Source organism: Sinorhizobium sp. KGO-5 (assembly GCF_036245905.1).
In the GTDB taxonomy this organism is placed as follows: Bacteria; Pseudomonadota; Alphaproteobacteria; order Rhizobiales; family Rhizobiaceae; genus Sinorhizobium; species Sinorhizobium meliloti_A.
On the sequence record NZ_BDIZ01000001.1, the window covers coordinates 415676 to 442043 of the forward strand.

General features: G+C 62.8%; 26 protein-coding genes, 1 tRNA gene and 1 pseudogene. 11 read left to right on the top strand and 17 right to left on the bottom strand.

Annotation, left to right across the window (positions count from 1 at the left end; all coding sequences use genetic code 11):
- The first annotated feature begins 31 nt into the window (after window positions 1–31).
- The gene (locus tag BHD07_RS01900; protein WP_100674181.1) at window positions 32–586 is read left to right on the top strand and encodes a gamma-glutamylcyclotransferase; all 555 of its coding nucleotides are present in this window, start codon (window positions 32–34) and stop codon (window positions 584–586) included.
- Between the two features lie 8 nt (window positions 587–594).
- Here BHD07_RS01900 and BHD07_RS01905 read toward each other — a convergent pair whose 3' ends face one another.
- The 4 genes from BHD07_RS01905 to ftsE all read right to left on the bottom strand — a co-directional run bounded on the left by BHD07_RS01905 (window position 595) and on the right by ftsE (window position 3916).
- A complete protein-coding gene (locus BHD07_RS01905; protein WP_100674182.1) occupies window positions 595–1377 on the bottom strand; it encodes a lysophospholipid acyltransferase family protein in 783 nt (260 codons plus the stop codon).
- Window positions 1378–1479: 102 nt separating this feature from the next.
- Window positions 1480–2178, bottom strand: a complete 699-nt coding sequence (locus BHD07_RS01910) for a YdcF family protein (protein ID WP_100674183.1) — start codon at window positions 2176–2178, stop codon at window positions 1480–1482.
- A 105-nt stretch (window positions 2179–2283) separates the two neighbouring features.
- On the bottom strand, window positions 2284–3300 hold the full coding sequence (locus BHD07_RS01915; protein ID WP_100674184.1) for a cell division protein FtsX: 1017 nt from the start codon (window positions 3298–3300) through the stop codon (window positions 2284–2286).
- Entirely contained in the window at window positions 3293–3916 is a 624-nt protein-coding gene (ftsE, locus tag BHD07_RS01920; RefSeq protein WP_234704940.1) for a cell division ATP-binding protein FtsE, read from the bottom strand. The genes BHD07_RS01915 and ftsE overlap by 8 nt, the downstream gene beginning before the upstream one ends.
- A 425-nt stretch (window positions 3917–4341) precedes the next feature.
- Between ftsE and BHD07_RS01925 the strand changes: the two genes are divergently transcribed.
- From BHD07_RS01925 to BHD07_RS01935, 3 genes are all read left to right on the top strand, one after another.
- A complete protein-coding gene (locus BHD07_RS01925; RefSeq protein ID WP_100674185.1) occupies window positions 4342–4752 on the top strand; it encodes a hypothetical protein in 411 nt (136 codons plus the stop codon).
- A gap of 63 nt (window positions 4753–4815) precedes the next feature.
- Window positions 4816–5361: a hypoxanthine phosphoribosyltransferase gene (gene hpt, locus BHD07_RS01930; RefSeq protein ID WP_100674186.1), complete on the top strand. Its 546-nt coding sequence runs from the start codon at window positions 4816–4818 to the stop codon at window positions 5359–5361.
- Window positions 5362–5583: 222 nt separating this feature from the next.
- On the top strand, window positions 5584–5943 hold the full coding sequence (locus BHD07_RS01935) for a response regulator (protein ID WP_026168803.1): 360 nt from the start codon (window positions 5584–5586) through the stop codon (window positions 5941–5943).
- Window positions 5944–6023: 80 nt separating this feature from the next.
- On the opposite strand, the gene BHD07_RS01940 is transcribed toward BHD07_RS01935, so the two are convergent.
- The 4 genes from BHD07_RS01940 to argH form a co-directional block, all read right to left on the bottom strand.
- Window positions 6024–8672 (bottom strand): TIGR02302 family protein, encoded by a 2649-nt coding sequence (locus BHD07_RS01940; protein WP_100674187.1) that lies wholly within the window; start codon window positions 8670–8672, stop codon window positions 6024–6026.
- Window positions 8673–8812: 140 nt separating this feature from the next.
- The gene (lysA, locus tag BHD07_RS01945; protein WP_100674188.1) at window positions 8813–10081 is read right to left on the bottom strand and encodes a diaminopimelate decarboxylase; all 1269 of its coding nucleotides are present in this window, start codon (window positions 10079–10081) and stop codon (window positions 8813–8815) included.
- Window positions 10082–10095: 14 nt separating this feature from the next.
- On the bottom strand, window positions 10096–10296 hold the full coding sequence (lptM, locus tag BHD07_RS01950; RefSeq protein ID WP_198516870.1) for an LPS translocon maturation chaperone LptM: 201 nt from the start codon (window positions 10294–10296) through the stop codon (window positions 10096–10098).
- A 181-nt stretch (window positions 10297–10477) separates the two neighbouring features.
- A complete protein-coding gene (gene argH / locus BHD07_RS01955; RefSeq protein WP_100674190.1) occupies window positions 10478–11881 on the bottom strand; it encodes an argininosuccinate lyase in 1404 nt (467 codons plus the stop codon).
- Window positions 11882–11906: 25 nt separating this feature from the next.
- On the opposite strand from argH, the gene tlpA reads away from it, so the two are divergent.
- Window positions 11907–12581: a thiol:disulfide interchange protein TlpA gene (gene tlpA, locus BHD07_RS01960; RefSeq protein ID WP_100674191.1), complete on the top strand. Its 675-nt coding sequence runs from the start codon at window positions 11907–11909 to the stop codon at window positions 12579–12581.
- A 36-nt stretch (window positions 12582–12617) separates the two neighbouring features.
- On the opposite strand, the gene BHD07_RS01965 is transcribed toward tlpA, so the two are convergent.
- The 7 genes from BHD07_RS01965 to BHD07_RS01995 form a co-directional block, all read right to left on the bottom strand.
- Window positions 12618–13490 carry a 3-hydroxybutyryl-CoA dehydrogenase gene (locus BHD07_RS01965; RefSeq protein ID WP_010970098.1) on the bottom strand — a complete coding sequence of 291 codons (873 nt, stop codon included), beginning with the start codon at window positions 13488–13490 and terminating at the stop codon, window positions 12618–12620.
- 143 nt (window positions 13491–13633) lie between these two features.
- Complete coding sequence (locus BHD07_RS01970) at window positions 13634–14575, bottom strand: electron transfer flavoprotein subunit alpha/FixB family protein (RefSeq protein ID WP_100674192.1); 942 nt, start codon at window positions 14573–14575, stop codon at window positions 13634–13636.
- Window positions 14576–14691: 116 nt separating this feature from the next.
- A complete protein-coding gene (locus tag BHD07_RS01975; protein WP_100674193.1) occupies window positions 14692–15441 on the bottom strand; it encodes an electron transfer flavoprotein subunit beta/FixA family protein in 750 nt (249 codons plus the stop codon).
- A 299-nt stretch (window positions 15442–15740) separates the two neighbouring features.
- Window positions 15741–16532 carry a rhomboid family intramembrane serine protease gene (locus BHD07_RS01980; RefSeq protein WP_100674194.1) on the bottom strand — a complete coding sequence of 264 codons (792 nt, stop codon included), beginning with the start codon at window positions 16530–16532 and terminating at the stop codon, window positions 15741–15743.
- Window positions 16533–16570: 38 nt separating this feature from the next.
- A complete protein-coding gene (locus BHD07_RS01985; RefSeq protein ID WP_018096927.1) occupies window positions 16571–17149 on the bottom strand; it encodes a cob(I)yrinic acid a,c-diamide adenosyltransferase in 579 nt (192 codons plus the stop codon).
- Window positions 17150–17166: 17 nt separating this feature from the next.
- Window positions 17167–17370, bottom strand: a complete 204-nt coding sequence (locus BHD07_RS01990; protein WP_018096928.1) for a twin transmembrane helix small protein — start codon at window positions 17368–17370, stop codon at window positions 17167–17169.
- Window positions 17371–17392: 22 nt separating this feature from the next.
- A complete protein-coding gene (locus tag BHD07_RS01995; protein WP_100674195.1) occupies window positions 17393–18226 on the bottom strand; it encodes an SDR family oxidoreductase in 834 nt (277 codons plus the stop codon).
- 170 nt (window positions 18227–18396) lie between these two features.
- On the opposite strand from BHD07_RS01995, the gene BHD07_RS02000 reads away from it, so the two are divergent.
- Window positions 18397–19272, top strand: coding sequence for a YihY/virulence factor BrkB family protein (locus BHD07_RS02000; protein ID WP_018096930.1), 876 nt, complete (start codon window positions 18397–18399; stop codon window positions 19270–19272).
- Between the two features lie 18 nt (window positions 19273–19290).
- Here BHD07_RS02000 and gluQRS read toward each other — a convergent pair whose 3' ends face one another.
- Window positions 19291–20187 carry a tRNA glutamyl-Q(34) synthetase GluQRS gene (gene gluQRS / locus BHD07_RS02005; protein WP_338277375.1) on the bottom strand — a complete coding sequence of 299 codons (897 nt, stop codon included), beginning with the start codon at window positions 20185–20187 and terminating at the stop codon, window positions 19291–19293.
- A 154-nt stretch (window positions 20188–20341) separates the two neighbouring features.
- Between gluQRS and BHD07_RS02010 the strand changes: the two genes are divergently transcribed.
- Window positions 20342–20989 carry a DNA-3-methyladenine glycosylase family protein gene (locus BHD07_RS02010; protein ID WP_100674197.1) on the top strand — a complete coding sequence of 216 codons (648 nt, stop codon included), beginning with the start codon at window positions 20342–20344 and terminating at the stop codon, window positions 20987–20989.
- 105 nt (window positions 20990–21094) lie between these two features.
- Entirely contained in the window at window positions 21095–21652 is a 558-nt protein-coding gene (locus BHD07_RS02015; RefSeq protein ID WP_003533486.1) for an HNH endonuclease, read from the top strand.
- A 2-nt stretch (window positions 21653–21654) separates the two neighbouring features.
- Here the strand turns inward: BHD07_RS02015 and BHD07_RS02020 are convergent, their stop codons facing one another.
- A complete protein-coding gene (locus BHD07_RS02020) occupies window positions 21655–22185 on the bottom strand; it encodes a disulfide bond formation protein B (protein ID WP_338277381.1) in 531 nt (176 codons plus the stop codon).
- A 269-nt stretch (window positions 22186–22454) separates the two neighbouring features.
- Between BHD07_RS02020 and BHD07_RS02025 the strand changes: the two genes are divergently transcribed.
- The 3 genes and pseudogenes from BHD07_RS02025 (at window position 22455) to BHD07_RS02035 (ending at window position 26362) form a co-directional block, all read left to right on the top strand.
- A tRNA-Leu gene (locus BHD07_RS02025) sits at window positions 22455–22539 on the top strand.
- A 411-nt stretch (window positions 22540–22950) separates the two neighbouring features.
- Window positions 22951–24566, top strand: a pseudogene (locus BHD07_RS02030) (arylsulfatase).
- 149 nt (window positions 24567–24715) lie between these two features.
- On the top strand, window positions 24716–26362 hold the full coding sequence (locus BHD07_RS02035; protein ID WP_338277383.1) for an AMP-binding protein: 1647 nt from the start codon (window positions 24716–24718) through the stop codon (window positions 26360–26362).
- Window positions 26363–26368: the final 6 nt, after the last annotated feature.

Below are 26368 nucleotides of genomic sequence, written 5' to 3' on the forward strand. Positions count from 1 at the left end.
TGATTCGGTGGCCGGCCGGCGGCATGTTTGAATGGCAGCGGATATGGACGAATTTTGGGTCTTTGGCTACGGGTCGTTGATGTGGAATCCGGGCTTTCGCTTCGAGGAGAAGCTGACGGCGCGCGCTTTCGGCTACCGCCGATCCCTCTGCGTGCGCTCCTGGGTTCACCGCGGGACTGAACGGCACCCCGGCCTGGTGCTCGGGCTCGACTACGGCGGCTCCTGCGTCGGGACGGCATTCCGCGTGGCGCCTGCGCAAAAGGCGGAGGTGATCGACTACCTGCGCGAACGCGAGCTGGTCACGCACGTCTACAAGGAAAGGATCATGCCGGTGCAACTTTCCAGCGGACACCGCGTGCCCGCGCTGACCTATGTGATCGACCGCTGCCATGTCCAGTATGCCGGTGCGCTGAGTGCGGAGGAGGCGGCCGCGACGGTTGCCGTCGCCGCCGGCAAGTCGGGGCCGAACAGCGAATACGTTCTCAACACGCTCGAACATCTTCGCGAAATGGGTATCCGCGACCATTGGCTGGAGGAAGTTGCCGCGAAGTTGAGGGCCGGCGGAGCTGCGTCGGTCCGGGCCTGAAGGGGAGGCTACCGTGCCCCGAGTTCGCGCAGCCGCTGTTCGGCGCTGGGCGGCAACGGCAGGTGCGGATTGGCCCGCACGGTTTCGATGAGGAGGTCGTCGCTCGCAGCCTCGGTAACTTCCACCAGCTTCGCCAGAAATGCGTCCGGATCCAGCCCGGCCTCGATCGGCGGGAGGACACGCACTTTGAAGTGGCCAGGGAAACGGAGGAACTTGCGCCGCGGCCAGAACAGCCCCGGATGCATCGCGACGGGAACCACCGGCACCTGGAGATCCCGATAGAGCCGGGCAATGCCGTATTTGTACTCCGGCGGAGCGCCGGGCGGACGGCGCGTCCCCTCGGGATAGATGATCAACTGACGCCCGGTCGCCATCTCGTTTTTCGTGCGGTCCATCACCTCAGTCATCGCCTTGCCGCGCGCGGCGCGGTTCACCGGAACCATGCGCTGCTTGACGATGTACCAGCCGAACAGCGGTATCCAGGTGAGTTCCCGTTTGAGAATATAGAAGGGATCGTCGAGCCAAGGCAGGAGCGCATAGGCATCCCAGAAGGACTGATGCTTCGGCGCGAAGATGTAGGCGCCCTTCGGAATGTTCTCGAGGCCCTCGATCTCGAAGGTCGTACCGACGATCTTCGCGAGCAGCCAATGGTTGCTGCGCGCCCAGTTCTTGGGCACGAACCAGGCCGTCTTGCGCGGCACAAGGAAATAGAACGGCGTCAGCACGATCATCTGCACGATCAGGTTAACGTAGAAGACCAGATTGAAGAGGATCGAACGCAGGATGATCATCAGGCAGACTCTCGGGTGCGGGTGCGGGTGCGCCACGCTGCCTACACGAATATGCGGCGGAGGAAAACAGCCTCGCGACGGGAGCGCCTTTCTCCGGCGGCGCTATTGCCCGGCCGGCGCAACAGGCAAGGGCTCCGTCCTGAGGCCGTTCGTCCAGCGGGCGCCCATCACATCGCGCAGCGAGGCGACGGAGTATTTGCCGTATTCGAGCAGAATGGCCTTCAGCACCAGCGGATTGCGCAGCCAGTTGGTCGTCTTGAGATCCGAATTGACGACCGGGTAGGCAATGAATTCGGTTTCGGGCCTGGCGCGGCGCAGTTCGAGCAGGCTGCGCGGCATGTGGTAATTGTTCGTCACCACGAGGATCGTCCGATAACCTCGGTTGCGGATCCACTGCGAGGTTTCGGTGGCGTTGCCGATCGTATCGATCGCCGCACGACCGATATCGACGCAGCACTTGAACAGGTCGGTCGAACTCTGCGTATTGCGCCGGATCTGGCTTCGTGTCGTCGACGGATGAACACCGGAAATCAAGAGCCGCTTTCCGGCGCCGAGTTTCAGGAGATCGACAGCCTGGTCTATTCGCTGGAAGCCGCCGGTCAGCACGACGATCGCATCCGCTTTCGGAGTGGCAGGCGGTTGCAGCGAAGCGACGGTGTCGGCGAATTGCAGGAAGCCGGCGATGAATATGGTGAGAAAGGCGAGCAGCACGAAGAAGCCGCGGCGCAGCACTTTGCGCAACAGGCTGCGGGACTGGCGACGGCGCGCGGCCCTCTCCAGCCATTTGCCCCTTTCGGCCATCCCGCTCCCGCGTAGTTCTCCCGCCTTCATGATTCTCATCACATAGCCGCAGATTGCGGCAGGGAATAGATCGATTGCGGGCAATTCATGGTCTTCCGGCCGATTTCAACCCTGAAAGGTGTCGGTCCGGCCCGGATCGGATCGGATAAGGTCGATTTCGTAGATCGTCCGCATGACTGTAAGGCGCGCCGTCAAGGTCGTCAGCAGAGCAATGACGACGATAATGGCGAAGATGCCGAGATAGCCGGTGTAACCGATGGCGAAGGTACCGAACAGAGCGGTCGCCTGATCCGTTTCAGGGGTTGCAAGCGTCTGCGACTGCCAGAAGCTCGCCAGCGCAAAGGACAGCGCAGCGAGAAGGCCGCCGGCGCCGGCGCCCTTCAGACTGATTCGGAGAAAGTGCTTCTGGAATTCGGCGGCGACGAAACTCGCTTCCGCCCCGACGAAATGCAGGACCTCGACGATATGACGGTTGCCGGAAAGGGCGCCGCGGGTGGCGAAAACCACCGTCAGCACCATTGCGGAGAAGACCAGTACCAGGACGCCGGTGCCGATCATCGTGGTCGTGCTCGCCATCGCAACCAGGCGATCGACCCAGGTGCGGTGATCATCGAGAAAGGCCTGCGGGATCGTTTCGGTGAGCGCCTTTCGCATCGCGGCGAAATCGGGGGGATTGCTCTCGTCGATCGTGATGACGACGAGCCGCGGCACGGGCAGTTCGTTCAGGTCGAGTCCACCACCGAGCCACGGTTCCAGGAGGCGCGCGGTCGCCGCGCGGTCGATGATCGTGCCGCCTGTCGTGCCGTTGAAGGTCAGGGCCAGATCACGGGCATCGGCGAGCGCCCTCTCCATGTCGAGGTTGTCGTCCGGCTTGATCTGGATGGTGATCTCGCGGGAGATCTGTGATTGCCAGCTCTGGGCGGTCGCCCGCACCATGCTGACGCCGCCGAGGGTCAGGCAGGCCAGAAAGGACATGATGGCGATGACGCACATGAGCGCGTGGCCGGAAACGTTGGCCGAAGGCACGATCGGCCCGGTCGGGCGCACGCGCATCTCGCTGCGACGCTGCTGTTGTTGCGGCGGAGGGGTAGGCTCGCTGCGGGCAACGCGGTTCTCATTCATAGATGTCGAGCCGTCCCTGTGACAGGATCATGCGCCGGGCCTCGACCTGATCCATCAAGGACAGGTCGTGCGTGGCGATCACCACCGCGGTCCCGAGCCGATTAAGTTCCATGAAGAGATTGAGCAATCGGCGCGCCATAGGCGGATCGACGTTGCCGGTCGGCTCGTCGGCAAGCAGGATCTCCGGCCGGTCGATCAGCGCCCGTGCGATGGCGGCGCGCTGCTTCTCGCCGCCGGAGAGCACGGGCGGCAGCACGTTGATGCGCTCGCCGAGTCCGACCCATTTAAGGAGTTCGAGCACGTCGGAACGGTAGCTCGACTCCTCCTTGCCGCGGACCCGGAGCGGCAGGGCGACGTTTTCATAGGTCGTCAGGTGGTCGAGCAGGCGAAAGTCCTGGAAGACGATGCCGACCCGACGGCGCAGCATCGGAAACTCCTCACGGGGAATGGAGGAGATGTTGCGGTCGAACATGCGGATGAGGCCGCGCGTCGGCTTGAGCGACAGGAAGAGGAGGCGGAGCAGCGTCGTCTTGCCGGCGCCTGACGGACCGGTGAGGAATTGGAAGGAACGGCGCGGGATATCGAATGTCAGGTCCCGGAGGATTTCCGGTCCCATGCCATAGCGCAAGCCGACGTTTTCAAAATGAATCAATGGGACAGCCCAGTCTCTCGTCACGACCCTCGCCAAATCCGCCGAAGGCCGGATTATCGCAGCTCCACCCGTCTATCAGATGCGCGACGGCCGGTGAAGCACTTGAAGCACCGCATGTCTGCCTGCACCGGTTCCGAATTCAGGAACATGCAGTAGGACTGCGCTTCTGCCAAGGCAAAACCGTGCGTGACACCAGGGTTAAGTAAGGGTTAACGTTCCATGAAAAGACGCCGCTTTCGCGGCCTCGTTTTCAAAAAATTAACCATTTCGGTTTACGTCTCGTCAGGATTCGAAGCAATGCCTTGCATCCATCGCGGATGGCATGTGCATCGAGCGAAGACGTACGGCGCTGCAGGCAAGACGTCCGGCGCCGCGTTCGGGGAGCGCCCATGCAGGCATTTCGCGCAAAGACCGCGGGCATCGACCTCATTCCACCGGAGCGCGCCTCGCGTTCGGGCGCCGCTCAGCCGAGGCGCCTCGACTATATCGATGTCGAGTTCGAAACGGTTGCGCCGACCGCACGGCGCAGCCCGTATCCGGTGTTCAACGACAAGCGCCGGGCCAGCGCCCGGCCGAAGGCCGGCGCGGAGGCCGCCCCGGGAATGCGGAGTGCAGCACGGCGGATCCTGGTCGCGGCCGGGACCAGGATCGATGCGATGTCGCCCCGGCGCTTTGCCGGCCTGGCCGCCTTTCTCGGACTTACGGTTTTCCTGCTGATCGCCGGTTTCGGGGGCGACGGACGGGCCGACATGCACCCGCTGCCGATGGAGGGCGGAAAAGGCGGTGCTTCCGATCGCTGAATGTGCTAAGCGCGGCTAAAGAAGGGAAGGCCGGTGTTCTTCCTTGCGAATGGAGATACCCGTATGCCCGTCGTCCGCGGCAAGAATATCGAAGTCCTCTACAGCGCCGAAACCATTGCGGCGAGAAATCAGGAAATGGCCGGCGATATCGTTCGCGGGCCGCACAAGGATCTCCTGGTCATCTCGATCCTGAAGGGCTCCTTCATCTTCGCCGCCGATCTGATCCGCGCCATGCATGCGGCAGGCCTTGCTCCGGAGGTCGAGTTCATCACGCTTTCGAGCTACGGAACCGGGACCGAATCCAAGGGCGTCAAGATCACCAAGGATATCGACAGCGACGTGCGTGACCGCGACGTGCTCCTCATCGACGACATTCTGGAGTCCGGCCGGACCCTTCGTTTCGCCAAGGAACTGCTCCTGGAGCGCGGCGCACGAAACGTCACGATCGCGGTATTGCTCGACAAGCGGGTGAAACGCCGCGTCGATCTCGAAGCGGATTATGTCGGCTTCGAATGCCCGGATCATTTCGTGGTCGGCTATGGAATGGATGTCGCCTACGCGTTCCGCGAACTGCCGTTCGTCGGGGTTGTGACCGGCGACGCGACGTAACCGGCGCGCCGTTTCTGTCGTGGCCCCGTCACAGGGGATCGTTCCGGCGCGCTGAATGATTAAAATGCCTCCTATCGCGTTTACCGGAATCAAACGAAAAGCTGTTTGTTTGGAAGACGTATCGCGGTCGCATGAGGCGGCGGACGATACGCAGATCCAACGGAGCGTCCATGGCATCCAATCGCCGCGCCGCTCCCCGCAGAAATAATACGGGAGGCCATGATGGCGAAAATCCTGATCACCGAGGATGAAGACGGCCTGCGCTCGTTCGTCGCACGCGCGTTGCGGCTCGACGGGCACGAAACGGTTGAAGCCGGGGACGGAGCAGATGGGCTTGCCTGCCTTCGCGATCAGCCGTTCGATCTCTTGCTATCCGATATCCGGATGCCGGTCATGGACGGCATTGAGCTTGCGCATCAGGCGTCCGCCGCTTTTCCGGCATTGAAAATCCTGTTGATGACCGGCTACGCCGAGCAACGCGAGCGTGCCGACGACCTCTCCGGCAAGGTCGTCGACGTCATCGAGAAGCCATTTTCACTGCCCGACATTCGCAAGGCCGTCGCGCTCGCGCTGGCCGCCTGACGCCGATCGTAAACCTTTGATGCGGGACGCGGGAAGAGGGGCTTCGGAGAGGCCGCCCGACCCCTCGTCCCGCAGACCCATCACCGCATGTCGAGCAGCCGCTCGAGATACTGCCGCTCCAGTTCCGGCGACAGGCTGTCACCCAACTTGCGACGGATCTCTTCGAGGATCTGCCGGGCGCGCTGCGTGTCGATCTCGTCGGGCACCTTGACCTGATCGCCGAAATCGGGGCCGGCGTTCTGCTGCCGGCGGCCGAGAGGGTCACGCCCGTTCTGGCCATATTGCGGAACGCCTTGTCCGGGACCTTGTCCCTGTCCCTGGGCTTGCATCTGGTTCATCATGTCCTGCGCTCCCTCGCGCAGGGCCTGCAGAGCCCGGCCCTGGCTGCCGACCGCCTGCTCGCCCTGGCCCTTCCCGAGAGCGCCGGCGGCACCTTCCATCTCGCGCTGCGCCTGACCGAAGCCCTTGCCGGGCTTGATGCCCAAATTCTCGAGACCCTTCTGCAGGTCGCCGAGTTGCTTGCCGAGCGATTCCTGCTGCTCTCTCAATTGCTTGAGAGCTTCCTTCAATTGCTCGGCGGTCATGTCGTCCATGGGGTTGGGTTGGCCGTTGGGGTCACTCCGCTGCCCCGGATCCTGGGGCATGTCCTGTCCGAAAAGTTCCTCGTCCTCGCCTTCGAGCGGATCGCCGCGCTGCATCCGGTCGCGCAGTGCCTGATCCAGTTTGAAAGTTTCGTCCATCAGCTGCTGCTGCCGCTGCATAAGCTCGCCGAGCTTATCCATCTGCTGCCGCATGGCGTTGTTCTGCTCGCCCATCTGCTGCTGCATGCGTCCGGCCTGGAGATTGTTCATCATTCTCTGCAGTTCGGAGAGCATCTGCCGCGCCTGATCGCGCGCGCCGGAGCGGGCCAGATTTTCGATCTGGTCCATCATCTTCTGCAGATCCTGCTGGCGCAGCACGTTGTTCATCTCGGGATTGGCGGCGACGGCGGGGTTCTTCGCGGCCTGCTCGGCGAGCGCCTGCATATACTCCTGCATCGCCTGGCGAAGCTCGTCCATCAGGCGGGCGATTTCCTCGTCCGAGGCGTTACGTTCGAGCGCGTCCGACAGCGCCTGCTGCGCGTCGCGAAGCCGCCGGTCAGCGAGCGACAGGTCACCGTCCTCGATGCCGAGCGCGATTTCCCACAGGTGGTCGGCGGCATCGCGCAGCATGTCGTCGTTCCGGGCGAGCTGCATGCGCGTGCGTGCCGATTTCAGCAGCAGGAAGTGGGTGGCGTTGGGAATCGTCTCCTCGGGATAAAGCGTCAGCGCATCGTTGAGATCGATCGCGCGCGGCAACTGGTTGGCGTCGAGCGCGAAGACCTGGCGCTGTTCTGCGACGGCAGCGGCGAGGGGTTCGAAGAAACGGCGCGCCGGCAGAACGATCTCCTGCGGCACGCTTCGTCCCTCCTGGCCGGCTGCATCACGAGCGACGAGCGTGATGCTCACGCGCTTTCCGGCAAGCGGATGCTCACTCAGATTGCGGCTCGTGGTACCCTTTGCTTCACGGGCATTGCGACGCGGCAGATCGAGGCGATATTCAGGAGGGCCGTAGAGCGGATGGGCGTCCTTCGCGGGCTCCTCGATGGGCTTTATCTCGGCCCAGGCCTGTGCGATGCCGTAATCGTCGTGGGCCAGGTAGCTGATGTCGAGCGCCGCATTGACCGTTGGATGCGGTTCGCCGTCGAAAGCGATGTCGGGCACGCTGTCCGGCGTGATCTTGAAGCTCCAGCTCTGGCCGCCGACGGAGAGCGTTCCGTCCTTGGCGATCTTGTAAACATGATTGCGGACCGCATTGGGAGTTGCCTGGGGCGTTTCCGGTTTGGCTTTTTCCGGCCCGGATGTCGTCTCCGCCTTGGCGTCCGACTGAGGGATAACCAAGGGTTCGTCGCCCGCGGCTGCGTAGCTGACCGGTTCCTCGGCCCCGGCGCCGGTTATCCGGACCGTAAGATCGCTGAACTGAGGTATCGTGATCTGAGGCTTCTCCTGCGGATCCTGCTCCTTGTCCTCGGCCGGGGCCGTCGCGTCCTGTCGACCCGTAAGAAAGATCGGCGCGCGGCCGGTATAGGCGGGCGGTGTCACCCATGCATCGATACGGATGTCGGCCGTCGCTGCCTCTTGCTCGGGCAGGCGGAAGGCATCCGAAACCAGTCCGGCGCGATTCGAATAGGAATAGGCGAAGGCGACGCAGGCAAGGAGGACGGGGACGGCCCTCAGCGCCCACGGGTCATGCCGTGCGATATCGGGGCGCGGCAGACCCGTGTCGAGTTCCCTGACCATACGCGCCATACGCGCCTGATGTTCGCGCCAGAGTGCGGCGCCGAAAGCGCCCTCCGTCGCGGGCGCATCTTCCTGCACGCGGATCGCCTGATGCGGCAGCCGGTTGCGCTCCTCCAGCATCCGGTCCGCCTCGGGCGTTTCGGGCCAGCGAATGCGGGTCAGCGGCAACAGGGAGATGAACAGCCCTATGACGAAAGCGAGAAGAAGGGCGGCATGCAGCCAGAACGGCGCAGCGCGAAAGAGGCCGACCCAGCCGGCGGAGAGAAACAGAAGAACGAGCGAAGCGGGGACGAGCATGCGCGGCAGCAGCTCTTCGGCCAGAAGAACAAAACGGGCGAGGAATCGCTTCGCCGCCAGCATCCTGGCGAACGACTGCGGTTTTGGCGTTTCATCCTGCCGGAATTGCGTCATCCGCCGAAACTTCCTTTCGATCCTTCGACCGCAGGCGGTCAATGGTCAGGATAACATTGTTTGTGGCGAAGACGAGGGCGGCCCGTAAAACAATGCGTGATCGCCGCCGGCAACCCCAATCGTGACAGCGTCGCTCGAGGTCAGTCGAGCCAGTCGGGCATCGAGTCGAGGCCGATCAGCTCGTCGTAGCCCCGGCGCGGGCGGATCACGTGGAAACGATCGCCCTTGACGAGCACCTCGGGCACCAGCAGGCGGCTGTTATAGGTTCCCGCCTGTACGGCACCGTAGGCGCCCGCCGAGCCGATCGCGAAAAGATCGCCGGGCTTCGGCATCGCCATCTCCCGGTCGAGCGCCAGATAGTCGCCGGTCTCGCAGACCGGCCCGACGACATCGGCCTTGATGCGCGGTGCGCTGGCCGCGGAAATCCTCACCGGGCGTAACTCGTGATAGGCCTCGTAGAGCGTCGGGCGGATGAGATCGTTCATCGCTCCATCGACGATGACAAAGGTCTTGTCGCCGCCGTCCTTCACATAGACCACTTCGGTCACGAGAATGCCGGCATTGCCGACGATCAGCCGGCCCGGTTCGGTGACGATCTTGCAGTCGAGGCCCTTGAGCTGGTTCTTGACGATATCGGCATAGGCGTCCGGCAAGGGCGGCGGGTTGTTGTCTTCACGGTAGGGAATGCCGAGACCGCCGCCGATATCGACGTGCTCGATCACATGCCCGTCGGAACGCAGCGTATCGACCAGTTCGCGCAACAGCTTGAAGGCGTCGTCGAAAGGCTGCAGCTCGGTGATCTGGCTGCCGATATGCATATCGATCCCGGTCACCTCGATGCCGGGAAGCTCGGCGGCGTGAGCATAGACGCTACGGGCCCGCTCCCAGGAAATGCCGAACTTGTTTTCCTTCTTCCCGGTCGAGATCTTTGCATGTGTGCGGGCATCGACGTCGGGATTGATGCGGAAGGAAACCGGCGCTCGTCTGCCGGCGCGTACGGCCCTCTGGTTCAGGACCTCCAACTCCGGCTCGGATTCGACATTGAAGCAATAGATGCCTGCCTCGAGAGCAAAATCCATCTCGCGCGCGGTCTTGCCGACGCCCGAGAACATGATCCGGCTTGCCGGAATGCCCGCTGCAAGGGCGCGGCGCAGTTCACCCTCGGACACCACGTCCACGCCTGCGCCGAGACGGCCGAGCGTTTTCAGCACGGCCTGGTTCGAATTGGCCTTCATCGCATAGCAGACCATGGCGTCCACATCGGCAAAGGCTTGCGAAAAGACCCTGTAATGGCGCTCCAGCGTGGCGGTGGAATAACAGTAGAACGGCGTGCCGACGGCGCGCGCGATCTCCGTCAGAGGCACGTCTTCGGCGTAAAGAATTCCGTCACGGTATTGGAAATGATTCACGGTCTTTCCTCGGCTCAGAGGAGGGGGTCAAGCAGGAATGGGCGGTCGTCGACGGTTTGCTTCGGTGCGACAGTACCGGCGGGCGTTTTCGTATTGATAGGTGCGGTGGCCCCCGGCCGGTCGAGGTCGCCCTTACGCCCGCAGCCGGCGAGAACCAGCCCCGGGATTGCCAGAAGAAGCGCGATTCGGGCGGCCTTCCTGAATGTCATCGTCATTTCCCTTTGCCGAAGCTGAGAGCCGATTGATCTTGGAGCGCGGGGGCGGCAGGAACATGTTCCCTGTGCCGCTCCGGTGCGATGTCTTACCGATTTTTCAGCGCCTTGTGCACCCTGTTTCTGCGCAGGAGAGAGCAGCATTCTGCAACGGAAAACCGTTGCACACTTTTCCTGAAGCGCTCTAGTTGCGCGCCCGCCACCAGGCGATCTGCTTGCGGACCTCTAAGGGCGCAGTGCCGCCGAAACTGGTGCGGCTTGCCACGGAGGCCTCGACCGTCAGGACGCCGTAGACCTTGTCCGTTATCGCGGAATTGATCGCCTGCAGCTCGGCGAGCGGGAGGTCGGCGAGGTCGCATCCTTTCTGTTCCGCAAGCGCGACGACGCGGCCGGTCACATGGTGGGCGTCGCGGAAGGGCAGGCCTGCCTCGCGCACCAGCCAGTCGGCGAGATCGGTGGCGGTCGAGTAGCCGGAGCCGGCTGCGGCCTTCATCCGGTCGGCGCGTATCGTCACGTCGCGGATCATGCCGGTCATGGCCGCGATTGCGAGTTCGAGGCTCTCGGCCGCATCGAAGACCTGTTCCTTGTCTTCCTGCATGTCCTTGGAATAGGCGAGGGGAAGACCCTTCATCACAGTGAGCAGCGCAACCAGCGAGCCGTTGACGCGCCCGGTCTTGGCGCGCACGAGCTCGGCCGCATCGGGATTCTTCTTCTGCGGCATGATCGACGAACCGGTCGAAAAGGCGTCCGACAGGCGGATGAAGCCGAATTGCGGCGTGGACCAGATGACGATTTCTTCCGCGAGCCGCGACAGGTGGGTCGCCGCGATCGCGGCGATCGACAGGAATTCGAGCGCGAAATCGCGATCGGAGACGGTATCGATGGAATTGCGCGTCGGCTCGCGGAAGCCTAACGCCTTGGCGGTCATGTGCCTATCGATGGGGAAGCCGGTGCCGGCAAGCGCGGCTGCGCCGATCGGGCTTTCGTCCATGTGCTCGATCGCGTGGCGAACGCGCGCGCGGTCGCGGCCGAACATTTCCACATAGGCCATGCAGTGATGTCCGAAGGTGACCGGCTGCGCCGTTTGCAAATGGGTGAAGCCGGGCATCACCGTGTCGGCATGCTCTTCGGCGCGGTCGAGAAAGGCAGCGATGAGACCGGTCAGCGCCTTCTCGGTCTTCTGCAGCTCCTCTTTCACCCACAGGCGGAAATCGAGCGCCACCTGGTCGTTGCGCGAGCGCGCCGTGTGGAGGCGCCCGGCGGCCGGGCCGATCAGTGCCGCCAGCCGCGCCTCGATGTTCATGTGGATGTCTTCCAGGCGGCGCGAGAACTCGAATGCGCCACTGTCGATCTCTGACAGGATCGTGTCGAGGCCGTGAACGATCTTGTCTTTGTCTTCGGCGGAAATGATGCCTTGATGCGCCAGCATCGTTGCATGCGCTATTGAGCCGCGGATGTCCTGGGCATAGAGCTTCTTGTCGAAGCCGATCGAGGCATTTATCTCCTCCATGATCGCGTCCGGGCCCGAGGCGAAGCGACCGCCCCACATCTGGTTGGAGGATTTCGTCTCGGAACTGCCGTCAGCCATCAGGATGCCCGCCTTGGAGAATGAAATGCCAGACCAGAAGAAACGCCCTCCGGCCCTTAAATTGTTCGCGCTCGCCGCCCTTCTGGGCGTGATCGCCGGTGCGGCTGCGGTATACGTGAAGGAGACGGGGTCTGGCAATGGCGGCGTCGCGCCGACGGCGGATGCGAGCTGCCCGCTGGCCGGGCAAAAGGTTGCTTCGCTCACCCCGCTGATGCGCGGTCAGGTGGCGGCGATGACGCCGGCGGACAACGCGCGCCCGATCGGCGGCCTCGATTTCGCAGGTCCCGATGGCAAGCCGCTGACGCTTGCCGCCTTTGCCGGCAAGACAGTCCTCGTCAACCTCTGGGCCACCTGGTGCGTGCCTTGCCGGGAGGAGATGCCGGCGCTCAACGCCCTGCAACAGGCGCTCGGCGGCGACCGTTTCGAGGTGGTCGCAATCAACATCGACACCGGTGCCGACGACAAGCCGAAGGCATTTCTCGACGAGGTCGGCGTTCATGCGCTCGGCTACTACCGCGATGCCTCGATGGGAGTTTTCAACACGCTCAAGAAGGAGGGGCTCGCCTTCGGCCTTCCCGCTACCTTGCTTCTCGACGAAAAGGGCTGCCTTTTGGGGTCGATGAACGGGCCGGCCGTATGGGACAGCGATGACGCGAAGAACCTCATCGAAGCGGCGCTCGCTCCGCCTGCGGGAAGTTGAGGGGGCGCCGCAGGAGCCTTCCCCTGATCTGAAAGGTCAGCGCGTCGGTACGGGCACCTCGCCCCGGTAGTCGTAGAAGCCGCGGCCGGACTTGCGGCCGAGCCAACCGGCCTCGACATATTTCACCAGCAGCGGGCAGGGGCGATACTTCGAATCCGCCAGGCCGTCATGCAGCACCTGCATGATCGACAGACAGGTGTCGAGGCCGATGAAATCGGCGAGCTGCAACGGACCCATCGGATGGTTGGCGCCGAGCTTCATGGCCGTGTCGATGGCATCGACGGTGCCGACGCCTTCATAGAGCGTGTAGATAGCCTCGTTGATCATCGGCAACAGGATGCGATTGACGATGAAGGCGGGAAAATCTTCGGCGACGGTGACGGTCTTGTCGAGATGCGCGACGAATTCCTTGGCCGCCTTGAAGGTCTCTTCCTCCGTGGCGATACCGCGTACGAGCTCCACCAGCTTCATGACCGGGACCGGGTTCATGAAGTGGATGCCCATGAACCGTTCGGGACGATCGGTCGCGGAGGCGAGCCGGGTTATGGACAGGGACGATGTGTTGGTCGCCAGGATGGCATCCGGCCTCATGACCGGGCAGACCTGACCGTAGATCTTGCGCTTGACGGTTTCGTCTTCGGTGACCGCCTCGATGACGAGATCGGCCTGCGCGAGGTCGTTGATGTCGCCTGAGCCCTTGATCAGGGAAAGCGCCCGCTTGCGGTCCTCGTCGCTCATCTTGCCGGAGGAGACCTGCCGGGCAAGATTGCCGTTGATGGTGGCAAGCCCCGCCTCGATTCGGTCCGCGGCGATATCGTAGAGCTGAACCTTATATCCGGCGGCTGCCGAAACATGGGCAATGCCGCAGCCCATCTGTCCTGCGCCGATAATTCCCACCGTCTTGATCATTGAAGCGAACACCCATGTTCAACAGGTTGCGGCAATGACGCTGCCGCAAATGCAAAATTACCGGGCCGGCAGGGCCGGCCCGGTATGATTGTTAATGCCATGTCGGCGCTTTTTCCAGCTTTTTCGTGTCGGTAGCCGGTGCGTCAAAGCGCCTTTTCGAGTTCCGGCAGGACGTCGAAGAGATCGGCGACGAGGCCGTAGTCGGCGACCTGGAAGATCGGCGCTTCCTCGTCCTTGTTGATGGCGACGATCACCTTGCTGTCCTTCATGCCGGCGAGGTGCTGGATCGCACCGGAAATGCCGCAGGCGATGTAGAGGTCGGGGGCGACCACCTTGCCGGTCTGGCCGACCTGCCAGTCGTTCGGCGCATAGCCGGCATCGACGGCGGCGCGTGAGGCGCCGACGGCGGCGCCGAGCTTGTCGGCAACCGGGAGGATGACTTCCTTGAACTTCTCCGAGGAGCCGAGCGCCCGGCCGCCGGAGATGATGATCTTCGCCGAGGTCAGTTCCGGCCGGTCGGAGGACGACAGCGCATCGGAAACATGGGCGGAAAGGCCGGGATTTGCCGCGGCGGCAACCGTCTCGACCGGGGCCGAGCCGCCGTCTTGAGCAGCGGCAAAGGAGGCGGTGCGCACGGTGATCACCTTCTTCGGCTCGCTCGTCTGCACCGTCTGGATGGCGTTGCCGGCATAGATCGGCCGTTTGAAGGTATCGGGCGCGACGACCTCGATGATCTCCGAAACCTGGGCGACGTCGAGAAGGGCTGCGACCCGTGGCATGACGTTCTTGCCGACCGACGTGGCGGCGGCAACGACGGTGTCGTAATTGCCGGCGAGCGAAGCGATCAGCGCGGCCAGCGGCTCGGCGAGATTGTTGGCGAGCGAGGCGTCCTCAGCGACCAGCACCTTGGCGACGCCCGAAAGCTTGGAGGCTTGCTCGGCAATCCCTTTGACGTTCTGACCGGCAACCAGCACATGCACGTCGGTTCCGGTCCCACTGGCGATCTTCGTTGCCGCCGTCAGCGCCTTCGCGGTCTGGTCGGAAAGGTGGCTGTTGTCGTGGTCAGCCAGAAGCAGAATGGCCATGGTAGAATTCTCCCTTTCGATCGAGCTCAACGATCCGTTCCGGATCGGAGCTCATGAGTCTGAAGTGGTTCATGCGTTTGCCCGGAAGCCGGTGTCCGCTTTCCGGACGCATGAACTTAAAGCACGCCGGCTTCGGTCTTGAGCTTCTCGACGAGCTCGGCGACCGTCTTCACCTTGACGCCGGCCTTGCGGCCGGAGGGCTCTTCGGTCTTCAAGACTTTCAGCCGCGGCGCCGTGTCGACGCCGAAATCGGCCGGGGTCTTCTTGTCGAGCGGCTTCTTCTTCGCCTTCATGATGTTCGGCAGCGAGGCATAGCGCGGCTCGTTGAGGCGCAGATCGGTGGTGACGACCGCCGGCAGCTTCAGTTCGACCGTCTGCAGGCCGCCGTCGACCTCGCGGGTGACGTTGATCTTGCCGTCGCCGATCTCGACCTTGGAGGCAAAGGTGCCCTGGGCCCAGCCGAGCAAGGCCGACAGCATCTGGCCGGTCTGGTTGGAATCGTCGTCGATCGCCTGCTTGCCGACGATGATCAGCCCCGGCTGTTCGGCCTCGGCGACTTGCCTGACGATCTTGGCCACAGCGAGCGGCTCGACCTGGTCTTCGGTCTCGACCAGGATCGCCCGGTCGGCGCCCATGGCGAGCGCGGTCCTGAGCGTCTCTTCCGCCTTGGCCGGGCCGATCGACACGACCACCACTTCACTCGCCTTGCCGGCTTCCTTCAGCCGCAGCGCCTCTTCGACCGAGATCTCGTCGAAGGGGTTCATCGACATCTTCACATTGGCAAGCTCGACGCCCGTTCCATCCGCTTTGACCCGGATCTTGACGTTGTAGTCGACGACCCGTTTCACCGTCACAAGTATTTTCATGGATTCTTTCCCTCCAAGAACGTTCGCAGGAAAATGCGCCTTAACAAGGCGGCCTGATTGTCGGTTGGCGACATCGATACGCGTTTTTGCTCCATAGACAAGCCGTTCTTCACGCTAAATCGCGATGAACCAACGCCAATTCGATATGACCGGCTTATTCATACTTACGTTTACGTACAGGTAAAAAAATCCGCTGGCAAGCGGAGCCGCAAGGCCGGCTTCTATCGGGCATCACCACCAACGCAGGGCATGCAATCCCTTGAAAACTCGACCTTTATTTCTCGGGCTCCCCTCGAAAATCAACCCGGCCGGCCCCATTGCGGAGCGGGCTTCGAAGCGCCGGCGGCTGCCGGCAACGTTTCATCGGGCGCTCTCGTCCTGTGCTCCACGGCGCGTGGAGTGACGATGATCCGATCGAACAGCGGCACACCGCGGCGTCGCAAAACGACAACGAGCAGGAGACCCGCGACGATGCCGCCGACATGCGCACTCCAGGAAACGCCGCCGCCGGGGTCGGCCACGAACATGAAGAACTGCTGGCCGATCCAGAAGGCGAGCGGAATGGCGGCGGGGAGCGGCAGCGGGATGCGGAAGAGCACGAGCACCCAGACCCGCACCTTGGGGTGCAGGAGGAAATAGGCGGCAACGACGCCGGATATGGCGCCGGAGGCGCCGATCAGCGGCGCCTCCGAGGCCGGATCGAGGAGCCCATGGGCCAGCGCTCCGGCCGCCGCGCACAGAAGATAGAAAACGAGAAATCGGAAATGCCCGAGCGCGTCCTCGACATTGTCGCCGAAGACCCAGAGGAAAAGCATGTTCATGGCGAGGTGCATGAAGTCGCCATGCAGAAACGAGTAGGTGACGAAGGTGAATTCGTCCGGAACGATCACCAGCGAGGGATCGAGGGCGGCATACTCGAAGATGATCGCGGGGATATAGCCTAGCCCGAGGATCGCAGCATTGGCGAAATCCTCGGTTGCGACGGGTCCGGTAGCGAGCCAGGCAACGAAATTGATGACGATCAGCGTGATCGTCACATACTGCATTCTTATGTGTTTCAGCTCGTTCCTGTCATGCAGCGGTATGAACATGCGATCCCCGAGACGACCCGCGCCGAAACAAAAATACGTTATCTGTTGTTGCCGGGGACCCAAAGGACATCGGCGCGCCCCTTGTCGTTCGCCCAGCGGGCCGCGACGAACAGGAAATCCGAAAGGCGGTTGACATAGGCAATCGCCTCCGCGCTGACGGCCTCGCCTTCCATCGATGCGAGTGCGACCATTTGCCTCTCGCCGCGCCGCGCTACGGTACGGGCAACATGGAGCGCGGCCGAAGCGGCGCTGCCGGCCGGCAGGACGAAGGAGCGCAGCGGTTCGAGGTCGGCATTCAGCCGGTCGATCTCCCGTTCGAGGCGCTCGACCTGGGCAGCGACGATGCGAAGCGGCTCGTATTCGGGCTTCTCGCCCGTATCCGGTGTGGCGAGATCGGCGCCAAGATCGAAGAGATCGTTCTGGACGCGCATGAGCATCGCGTCGAGATCCGGAATCGCATGCGTGTGCTGGCGGGCGAGGCCGACAAAGGCATTCGTCTCGTCAATGGCGCCATAGGCCTCGACCCTGAGGTCGCTTTTCAGGCGGCGCGGGCCGGAGACGAGGCCGGTGGTGCCGTTGTCGCCTGTCCGGGTGTAGATCTTGTTCAATTTCACCATGATGCTGTCGCTTTACCTCAGCTCGGACGGCCGCCGCCGGTCACCCAGAGCGTCAGCATGATCAGCACGATGGCGATGGCCTGGAACAGCACGCGGGCCTGCATGAGTTTGTTGGAGGTGTTGCCGCTGCCGCCCCTGGCCATGTTGAGCAGGCCGCGGATCAGCACGATCGCTACCAGGCCCATGACGAGCAGGGTCAGACCGGTAAGGAAGCTGTTCATGGCGTAAATCCTTGTGGTTCGGTCAGCCGAGACGACCGATGATGCGGTAGAACAGTGCCGCCGGCAGGAGCTTTTTGAGAAGCGCTCCCTGCCTGGCCGGCCTTGTCACTATATAATGCGGCCGCGGACGGCGTGCCGTCAAAGCGTGTTTCAGTACGGCATAAACGGCGTCGGGCCCGAGCTTGCCGGCTGCCGGTTTGCTCTCGCCGCGCAGGCGCCGCATCTGCCGCTCGTATTCCGCGCGATGGACGGAATTCTCAAGATCGATGAACCGCTCGATATAGGCGATCGCATTGGTCGTGAATTTCGAGGCGATCGGGCCGGGCTCGATCAGGCTCACGCCGATGCCGCTGCCGGCGAGCTCCATCCTCAATGTGAGCGAAAGCGCCTCGAGCGCGAACTTAGAGGCATTATAAGCGCCGCGCCAGCGATAGGGCACGAGGCCGAGAATGGACGAGCACTGGACGATGCGGCCATGCCCGCGGGCGCGCATCGCCGGGATGACGCGCCGCGTCAGGTCGTGCCAGCCGATGACGTTGGTTTCGAGCTGGAGCCGCAAGGCCTCCGTCGGCAGATCCTCCACCGCGCCGGCCTGGCCGTAGGCGCCATTGTTGAAAAGCGCATCGATTCGTCCGCCGCTCAGCGCCATCACGGCTTCCACCAGCGCGGCAATCGTCTCCGGCCGGGTATAGTCCATGATGAAGGTCTCGATGCCTTCGGCCTCCAGCGGCGCCTGGTCCTCCGGCCGGCGCACGGTCGCGAAGACCCGCCAGCCGTCCCGCTGCAGCGCCCGGGCGCAATAGGCCCCGATGCCTGACGAGCAACCGGTGACGATGATTGTGGGGCGATCCGGCATCCATGCGATTCCTGTAGAAATCCAAGCCCCATTTCCCATATTCATCGTTGGGATACAATTGAATTGCAAAGGCGATGGCTGGGACCGGAACGTGACGTCAAGGCCGTTCGCAGGTACTGCGCCGGCTGGTCCTCATCAGGAGCGGGATTGGTGAAAGAGTGGGAGACGGAATGCCGGCATTCGTTCGCATCATCTGGAAGGTCGTGTTTGATGCGCTCTGGCATTTCAGCGAGGACGATGGCTGGGCGATGGCCAGTCACGTGGCGCTTTCTTCCCTTATGGCCGTCTTTCCCTTTCTGATCTTCGGCACCGCGCTCGCCAGTTTTCTGGGCGCCGATCAGTTCGCGCAGACGGCAGTCCATCTGATCTTCGACACCTGGCCGGAATCTATCGCCAAGCCGGTCGCCGATGAAGTCGTGCGCGTTTTGACCATCCCGCGCGGCAGCCTGCTTACGATCTCCGTTCTTGCTGCAGCCTATTTCGCGTCGAACGGCGTCGAAGCATTGAGGATCGCGCTCAATCGCGCCTATAGGGTTGCCGAAAGCCGCTACTGGTATGTGACGCGGCTTGCGAGCCTCGGCTTCGTGCTCGGCGCCGTGCTCATTCTGGCCGCCCTCAGCCTTCTTCTGGTCGCGGTGCCTCTGGCGGTCCGCAATGCGGATCAGTGGTTCCCCTGGCTGGATACGCTGATGGCGGCGGTGGACGATTGGGGCTTGCCCCTGACACTGACCATGCTGACGGCAGGCTTGCTCGTCGCGCATCTGTGGCTGCCGGCCGGCCACCGCAACGTCGTCGACGTCCTGCCCGGCATCTTCCTCACGCTCGTGCTGTGGTCCGTCGGCGGCTACGCCTTCGCCTCCTACATCGCCAATTTCTCCAACTACGTGACGACCTATGCCGGGCTCGCTTCCATCATGATCGTCCTGGTCTTCCTCTACATGCTTGGCGCGATCTTCATCATCGGCGCGGAAATCAACGCTGCCATCCTGAAATACAAGGTGAAGCTCATGGTCAGGCGCAGTTTCCAGGGGGGCCGAGGAGAGTAAGGCCGCGGATTTCTCTCCTCATCGCTCGCCGAGAACCATGGCCCTGACATCCGCAGGCCTGTGCCCCGAAGCCCTGAAGGAGGCGATGCCGGTGTCGCTGTTGCTCTTCGACAGTTTCCGTCCGTCCGGCCCGAGAGCGAGGCGATGATGGTGATAGACCGGCTGCGGCAGGCCGAGAAGGCTTTGCAGCAGGCGATGCACCGATGTCGCGTGGTAGAGGTCGCGCCCGCGCACGACATGGGTGATCCCCTGCAGGGCATCGTCGACCACGACCGAGAGATGATAGCTCGACGGCGCATCCGAACGCGACAGGATGACGTCACCCCAGGCGGCCGGATCGGCGCCGACCGAGGCCGCTTCGCCCGATTGGTTCGACCCCGTTTCTCGCCAGGTGAGTGGCCCGCCGGCCCGCCGCAGGGCCTCTCCCATGTCGAGACGCCAGGCATAGGGGCGGCCGCTCGCCAGGAGAGCGGCCTGCTCGTCCGGCGTGAAGCCGCGCTCGCGGCCGGGATATAGGGGTGTCCCGTCCGGATCGCGCGGCCACGCTTGCCCCTTCGCCTCTGCCGCGGCCACCGCCGCCCTTATTTCACCGCGCGTCATCACGGCGGGATAGACGAGGCCCATCGCGTTCAAGCGCTCGAGCGCAGCGGCATAGACGCCGAGATGTTCGGATTGGCGCCGCACCGGCTCTTCCCAATCGAGACCGAGCCAGGCGAGGTCCTCGAAGATCGCCTCCTCGAATTCCGGCCGGCAGCGCGTCCGGTCGATATCTTCGATCCTCAGCAGGAAACGGCCGCCCATGGCTTCCGCCATGTCGTGATTGAGGATCGCCGACAGGGCGTGGCCGAGATGCAGGAGACCGTTCGGACTCGGCGCGAAACGAAAAACCGGTTGTTCTGGTCGTGAAATCGGCATTCTTTTCCTTTGCCATGGAAGCGTTGTAAAGATCACCCGCTTTCTACAGGGCCGTGCGTCTTGCTGCGCACCAAGGGCTCTGTAGCACTTTGTATTCCTGCATGCTTCGTCCGTAAATCGGCGACGATCCCGGACACATGCAGTGGGAGGATGCATGCGGATCATCCGCACACACGAGGATATAGAGGCCGGTCTTGCCGGTCTGGTGATGCTCGATGCCCGGCTCGAACACGTCATCGACAAGGCGGGGCCGGTACCGTTGAGGCGCACCGACCCCGGTTACCGCGGCCTCGCCAACATAATCGTCTCCCAGATGGTCTCGAAGGCGAGCGCGGCGGCGATCTGGAACCGGATGGAGGCCTCGCTCGGCGAGATCAGCGCAGACGCGGTGCTTGCGCTCGACGACGAAGATTGCCGACGCTTCGGCTTGTCCCGGGCCAAGGCCGATACGCTGAGAAGGGTCGCCGCTGCCGCGATTGCGGGCGAGATCGATCTCGATGCCATCTGCAATGCCGAAGCGGTCAAGGCAATTCACGAACTGACGGCGATCAAGGGCATCGGCCGTTGGACCGCCGAGGTCTATCTGCTCTTCTGCGCCGGCCATCCGGATGTGTTCCCGGCCGGCGATGTCGCCCTGCAGAATGCCATCGGCCATGCGCTTGGGCTCGAACTGCGACCGACGGCAAGCGAGGTCGATTCGCTCGCGGGCGGCTGGTCGCCATGGCGCAGTGTCGCCGCGCGGCTTTTTTGGGCCTATTATGCGCAGGAGATGCGCCGCGATGCGCTTCCCGTGACGCCTTGAAGAAAAAAGCGGATCCTTTGCTCCCTTTTCTTTGTGGCTTCACAATCCTGTCGCAACGCGCCTAATATAGAAGAGGCAGATGCCGAATCGCTCAGGAGAATACGCTTGACGATTGCAGTCTCACCTCAGGCCCTGCCGGCGCTCGTGTTGAACGCCGACTATAGGCCGCTGAGTTATTATCCCTTGTCGCTCTGGTCCTGGCAGGACGCGATCAAGGCGGTCTTTCTCGACCGTGTGACTATCCTCGCCGAATACGAACACTCCGTCTCGTCGCCGAGTTTCTCGATGCGGCTGCCGAGCGTCGTCTGTCTGAAGAGCTATGTCCAGCCGTCACGCCACCCGGCCTTCACCCGGTTCAACGTATTCCTGCGGGACAAATTCGAGTGCCAGTATTGCGGCTCGCCGGACGACCTGACCTTCGATCACGTGGTCCCGCGTGCGCATGGCGGCCAGACCACCTGGGAAAACGTCGTCGCCGCCTGTTCTCCCTGCAACTTGCGCAAGGGCAGCAAGCTGCCGAAGCAGGCCGGCATGTTCCCGCACCAGAAGCCCTATCACCCGACGGTTCAGGATCTGCACAATAACGGCCGGCTTTTCCCGCCCAACCACCTGCATGACAGCTGGATGGATTATCTCTACTGGGATGTCGAGCTGCAGCCGTAAGGTTAAGACGCCCGACCCTGAGCTGACGCCTTCAAGGCACCACGCAGCGCGATCGCCGCGAGGATCAGGCTCGCGATGACGTTCCAGCCTGCGAAAGAAAGCCCGAGCACGCGCAGCGCCGCATCCGTGCAGGAGGGCGCGTGCTTCGCATCCAGATCGCCGAGCAGGTCGCCGACATCGGAAGAAATGCCTTGCGCCGTGGTGGCGCAGGTCGAGGGGCCTTCCCAGAAGTGCCACTCGGCGCCCGCATGGTACACACCGAGGCCCGCACCGACCAGCATCAGTATGCCGACGCCGAGGAGCAGCGTGCGGGTGGTCCAGCCGGGCAGCTTCAGCACGCTGGTTGCGATGGCGAGAACTCCGAGCGGAATGCCGTAATAATAGGGATCGCGCTGAAGCAGGCACAGCGCGCAGGGGATATAGCCGCCGATATGCTCGAAGCCGAGCGCACCGCCGACGGTCGCCGCCATGCCGATGGTGACGAGTACGGCGCAAATGAGTTGCCGGCGCTGAGCGAACGAATCTGCAAACATGCACACCCCTCGGCGCGCGGAGCGGCGAACATGCCGCCCGGGCGCCAGTGAAATCGAACGCCGCCTTCTTAGGCAGGATCGCCGGCTCTGTAAATCGGGTCGCATGTTCGGCCGCCTGCACGCTTTTGTGATCGTATGGAGCAGCCGGCGGCACTTTTCGTGGGAGCACTCCGCCAAATTCACACGATCGGCAAAATTCGCAACTTCGCGGTTGACCGGCCCGAAATCGATCGTGTAAATCGCAAGCGCTGATATCACGCATGCCTCTAGCCCCATTGGCGGAATTGGTAGACGCGCTCGACTCAAAATCGAGTTCCGAAAGGAGTGCTGGTTCGACTCCGGCATGGGGCACCACAACTACTTTATAGTGTTGGTTTCATTGCGCTTTTATCTTCTGGCGTCTGATAGTCCTCGCGCCATTCGCAAAACTTCATCTTATTCTGATCTGTTTTCCGTCTATTCCGCCGGAGTAGTCCTCGGTTCTCGACGCGACCAATAGCTGCGCCGGCGGGCCTGTATGTCTGCGATACTTTTGAAAACAGTCGAAGAGGCACCTGCACGAGGGTTGCGAATACTAACTTCGGTTGTATTTTTACGATCAACCTCCACCTCGAGCACACGCGGCGGAGGGGGCTTATCCGGGTCGCAGTTTCACGTCTCCCGGTACTCGGTCCGGGTACTGCGTCGGCGTCTCACGGCGCGTAAATACCGGGCAAGCGCAAGTCGGACATCAGCAAGCCTAGAGCTTCATATCGAGGAAGTGTCATGACTAGATCGCTACTTGATCGACTTTTTTCAGCTGCAGCCGGCATCACAGTGGGACTGACGGTTATCTCCGTCGCCCATGCGCAGCAAGCGACACCCGCAACCCCACCAGACAAGCCAAATATTTTGGTAATCTTCGGAGACGACATCGGTTTGACGAACATCAGCGCCTATGCGGATGGCATCGTGGGCTACAGGACACCGAATATCGACCGCATTGCTGAGGAAGGCCTGCGCTTCACCGATTACTACGGCGAGAATAGCTGCACGGCGGGCCGGTCGACCTTCATTACCGGCCAGGCCTGCCTGCGCACGGGTCTCTGCAAGGTCGGTGCACCCGGAGCGCCCGTAGGGCTCCAGGCCGGTGACATCACCATAGCCCAGGCCTTAAAGCCGCTGGGTTATTCGACCGGCCAGTTTGGCAAAAACCACTTGGGCGACAGGGACGAGTTCCTGCCGACGAACCATGGCTTCGATGAATTTTTCGGTAATCTCTATCACCTCAATGCGGAAGAGGAGCCGGAAGCAGCAGCGTGGCCGAAGGACGATGAAGAATTCCTGAAGGTGTACAATCCCCGCGGCGTGGTGAAATCGTCGGCCGACGGGAAGATCGAAGACACCGGCGCGCTCAATCGCAAGCGCATGGAACCATCGACGACGAAACGACCGCCGCCGCGATCGATTTCATCCGGAGGCAGGTCAAGCAAGGCAAGCCCTTCTTCACCTGGATGAACACGACACGCATGCATGCCTTCACCCATGTCCGCGAATCCATGCGCGGCCAGAGCGGCATGCCCGGCAATGAATATGCCGACGGGATGATCGAGCATGACGGCGACGTCGGCGATCTGCTCAAGGCGTTGGACGATCTCGGCATCACGGACAACACGATCGTCGTCTACACGACCGATAATGGTCCGAACCAATGGTCATGGCCAGATGCCGCATCGACCCCGTTCCGCAGCGAGAAAGACACAAACTGGGAAGGTGCCTTCCGGGTACCGGCAATGGTCCGCTGGCCCGGGAAGATCAAGGCAGGTCAGGTCTCCAATCAGATCGTCTCCGGCCTGGACTGGTTCCCGACGCTTTTGGCGGCGGCGGGTGACCCAGACATCAAGACCCGTCTGCTGAACGGCTGGAAGCCCGAGGGGAGCACGACGACGTTCAAGAACCATCTCGATGGCTACAACCAGCTGGACTACCTTACCGGCAAGTCGGACAAGAGTGCCCGTTCCGAATTTTTCTATTTCGATGACGACGCCAACCTGGTGGCCACACGCTACGACGATTGGAAGGTGGTTTTTCATGAACAAACTGCCGGCGGAGGATTCGCCGTCTGGCAAACGCCGCTTGTGACCTGGCGCGTGCCCAAGCTGTTCAACCTTCGAATGGACCCCTATGAGCGTGCGGACCTGGTGTCCGATCAATACAACGACTGGCTTGTAAGAAACGATTTCCTGCTGGTGAAGGGTCAATTGAAGGCTGCAGCGTTCCTGGAGAGCTTCATCAAATATCCGCCTAGCCAACGCGGAGCCAGCTTCAACCTCGAAGGTGTGCGGGCCAAAGTGGACAAGGCGATCGATCAATCGTTCAAAGACCGCGGCATCGAGCAATAGCGTCGATGGCCGATCGAACCGGAAAGAACGCACCGACCCCGGTGCGTTCGCCTCTCCCCAAAATCCGCGCCCACGGTGGGCACCACCATTGAATTCCCCCGCGCTCAAATGCTAGCTGCATTGCAGCAAAACCCAGCTGCAGCAAGCTCATGCTCCCGAAGATCGAAGACTATGACGAACTCTACGGCGAATTCCGCTGGCGGATACCCGATACCTTCAACATCGGCGTAGCCGTCAGCGATGCCTGGGGCGCGCGGGAGCCGGGGCGCGTCTGTCTCCAGCATTTCAGCTCGGACGGGGCGCATCTTGCGTTGACCTATGGCGCCTTTGCCGCCCGTTCGTCCGCTTTTGCCGGCGGACTTGCCGCACATGGGGTGAAGCCCGGCGATCGCGTTGCCATCCTGCTGCCGCAGGGGTTCGAGGCGGCGATAGCCCATGCGGCAATCTACAAGCTGGGCGGCATCGCGCTGCCGCTTGCTCTGCTTTTCGGCGCCGAGGCGCTTGCCTACCGGCTGAAGGATGCGGGTGCGGCAGCGATCGTCACCAATCGCTTCGGCCATGAGCGGCTAACGGCGATCCGGGAAGAGCTGCCGGATTTGCGCCTGGTGGTGCTTGCCGACGAACAGCACGAATCCGGCACCGTGCGGTTCGGTGAACTCGTGGCCCGGGAGGGCCGATTCGATCCCGCGGAAACGAAGCCGGACGATCCCGCTCTGATGATCTACACTTCGGGGACCACCGGGCCGCCGAAGGGAGCCCTGCATGGCCATCGCGTGCTGCTCGGCCATTTGCCGGGATTCCAGTTCCATCACCACTTCCTGCCGCAGCCTGGCGACCGGATGTGGACGCCTGCCGACTGGGCCTGGGCGGGCGGTCTCCTGAACGCTCTGCTGCCGTCGCTTTTCTTCGGCGTGCCCGTGGTGTCCTCGCCGGCGCAGAAATTCGATGCGCATACCGCGTTCCGGATCATGGAGGAAATGGAGGTGCGCAACGCCTTCATCCCGCCGACGGCGCTCAGGCTCCTCAAATCCGTCGAGCGGCCGCGCGATCGCTACGCGCTCAAGCTGCGCACCGTCGGTTCGGCCGGCGAGGCGCTCGGGCGGGAGACCTTCGAATGGGCAAGGGCGGCGCTCGGCGTCGAGGTGAGCGAATTCTACGGCCAGACGGAATGCAATATCGTCATCTCCTCTGCGACCGATCTCGGCGTGGCGAAGCCCGGCTCCATGGGCAAGGCGGCACCGGGTCATCAGGTCGCGATCATCGACGGCGAGGGGCGGGTTCTGCCGCCCGGCGCGGTCGGGCAGGTGGCGATCAGGCGTCCCGATCCGGTGATGTTCCTCGGCTACTGGCGCAACGAAGAGGCGACCGAGTCCAAGTTCATCGGCGACTGGATGACGACCGGGGACCAGGGCGCCATGGACGAAGAGGGCTATTTCACCTTTTTCGGACGTGACGACGACGTCATCACGTCGTCAGGCTATCGCATCGGCCCGGGCGAGATCGAGGATTGTCTCGCCGGGCATCCGGACGTGCAGCTCGCCGCGGCAGTCGGCAAACCGGACCCGCTCCGGACCGAGATCGTCAAGGCCTATGTCGTGCTGAAACCCGGCGTCTCTGCCGGCGACGAGACCGCGGCAGGGATCCGCGACTGGGTGAAGAACAGGCTGTCGATGCATGAATATCCGCGCGAGATCGCTTTCGTCGACAGCCTGCCTTTGACCACCTCGGGCAAGGTGATCCGCCGGCTTCTGCGGGAGAAGGCGGCGGCAGAGGCGCGCGCCGTGTCCGGCGGCTGATGTTCG

Excerpts from the sequence above, each read along its gene's own strand:
- BHD07_RS01900 (WP_100674181.1), top strand. The coding sequence starts at position 32 with ATGGCAGCGGATATGGACGAATTTTGGGTCTTTGGCTACGGGTCGTTG.
- BHD07_RS01905 (WP_100674182.1), bottom strand. The coding sequence starts at position 1,377 with ATGATCATCCTGCGTTCGATCCTCTTCAATCTGGTCTTCTACGTTAAC.
- BHD07_RS01910 (WP_100674183.1), bottom strand. The coding sequence starts at position 2,178 with ATGGCCGAAAGGGGCAAATGGCTGGAGAGGGCCGCGCGCCGTCGCCAG.
- BHD07_RS01915 (WP_100674184.1), bottom strand. The coding sequence starts at position 3,300 with ATGAATGAGAACCGCGTTGCCCGCAGCGAGCCTACCCCTCCGCCGCAA.
- ftsE (WP_234704940.1), bottom strand. The coding sequence starts at position 3,916 with ATGGGACCGGAAATCCTCCGGGACCTGACATTCGATATCCCGCGCCGT.
- BHD07_RS01925 (WP_100674185.1), top strand. The coding sequence starts at position 4,342 with ATGCAGGCATTTCGCGCAAAGACCGCGGGCATCGACCTCATTCCACCG.
- hpt (WP_100674186.1), top strand. The coding sequence starts at position 4,816 with ATGCCCGTCGTCCGCGGCAAGAATATCGAAGTCCTCTACAGCGCCGAA.
- BHD07_RS01935 (WP_026168803.1), top strand. The coding sequence starts at position 5,584 with ATGGCGAAAATCCTGATCACCGAGGATGAAGACGGCCTGCGCTCGTTC.
- BHD07_RS01940 (WP_100674187.1), bottom strand. The coding sequence starts at position 8,672 with ATGACGCAATTCCGGCAGGATGAAACGCCAAAACCGCAGTCGTTCGCC.
- lptM (WP_198516870.1), bottom strand. The coding sequence starts at position 10,296 with ATGACGATGACATTCAGGAAGGCCGCCCGAATCGCGCTTCTTCTGGCA.
- argH (WP_100674190.1), bottom strand. The coding sequence starts at position 11,881 with ATGGCTGACGGCAGTTCCGAGACGAAATCCTCCAACCAGATGTGGGGC.
- tlpA (WP_100674191.1), top strand. The coding sequence starts at position 11,907 with ATGCCAGACCAGAAGAAACGCCCTCCGGCCCTTAAATTGTTCGCGCTC.
- BHD07_RS01965 (WP_010970098.1), bottom strand. The coding sequence starts at position 13,490 with ATGATCAAGACGGTGGGAATTATCGGCGCAGGACAGATGGGCTGCGGC.
- BHD07_RS01970 (WP_100674192.1), bottom strand. The coding sequence starts at position 14,575 with ATGGCCATTCTGCTTCTGGCTGACCACGACAACAGCCACCTTTCCGAC.
- BHD07_RS01975 (WP_100674193.1), bottom strand. The coding sequence starts at position 15,441 with ATGAAAATACTTGTGACGGTGAAACGGGTCGTCGACTACAACGTCAAG.
- BHD07_RS01980 (WP_100674194.1), bottom strand. The coding sequence starts at position 16,532 with ATGTTCATACCGCTGCATGACAGGAACGAGCTGAAACACATAAGAATG.
- BHD07_RS01985 (WP_018096927.1), bottom strand. The coding sequence starts at position 17,149 with ATGGTGAAATTGAACAAGATCTACACCCGGACAGGCGACAACGGCACC.
- BHD07_RS01990 (WP_018096928.1), bottom strand. The coding sequence starts at position 17,370 with ATGAACAGCTTCCTTACCGGTCTGACCCTGCTCGTCATGGGCCTGGTA.
- BHD07_RS01995 (WP_100674195.1), bottom strand. The coding sequence starts at position 18,226 with ATGCCGGATCGCCCCACAATCATCGTCACCGGTTGCTCGTCAGGCATC.
- BHD07_RS02000 (WP_018096930.1), top strand. The coding sequence starts at position 18,397 with ATGCCGGCATTCGTTCGCATCATCTGGAAGGTCGTGTTTGATGCGCTC.
- gluQRS (WP_338277375.1), bottom strand. The coding sequence starts at position 20,187 with ATGCCGATTTCACGACCAGAACAACCGGTTTTTCGTTTCGCGCCGAGT.
- BHD07_RS02010 (WP_100674197.1), top strand. The coding sequence starts at position 20,342 with ATGCGGATCATCCGCACACACGAGGATATAGAGGCCGGTCTTGCCGGT.
- BHD07_RS02020 (WP_338277381.1), bottom strand. The coding sequence starts at position 22,185 with ATGTTTGCAGATTCGTTCGCTCAGCGCCGGCAACTCATTTGCGCCGTA.
- BHD07_RS02035 (WP_338277383.1), top strand. The coding sequence starts at position 24,716 with ATGCTCCCGAAGATCGAAGACTATGACGAACTCTACGGCGAATTCCGC.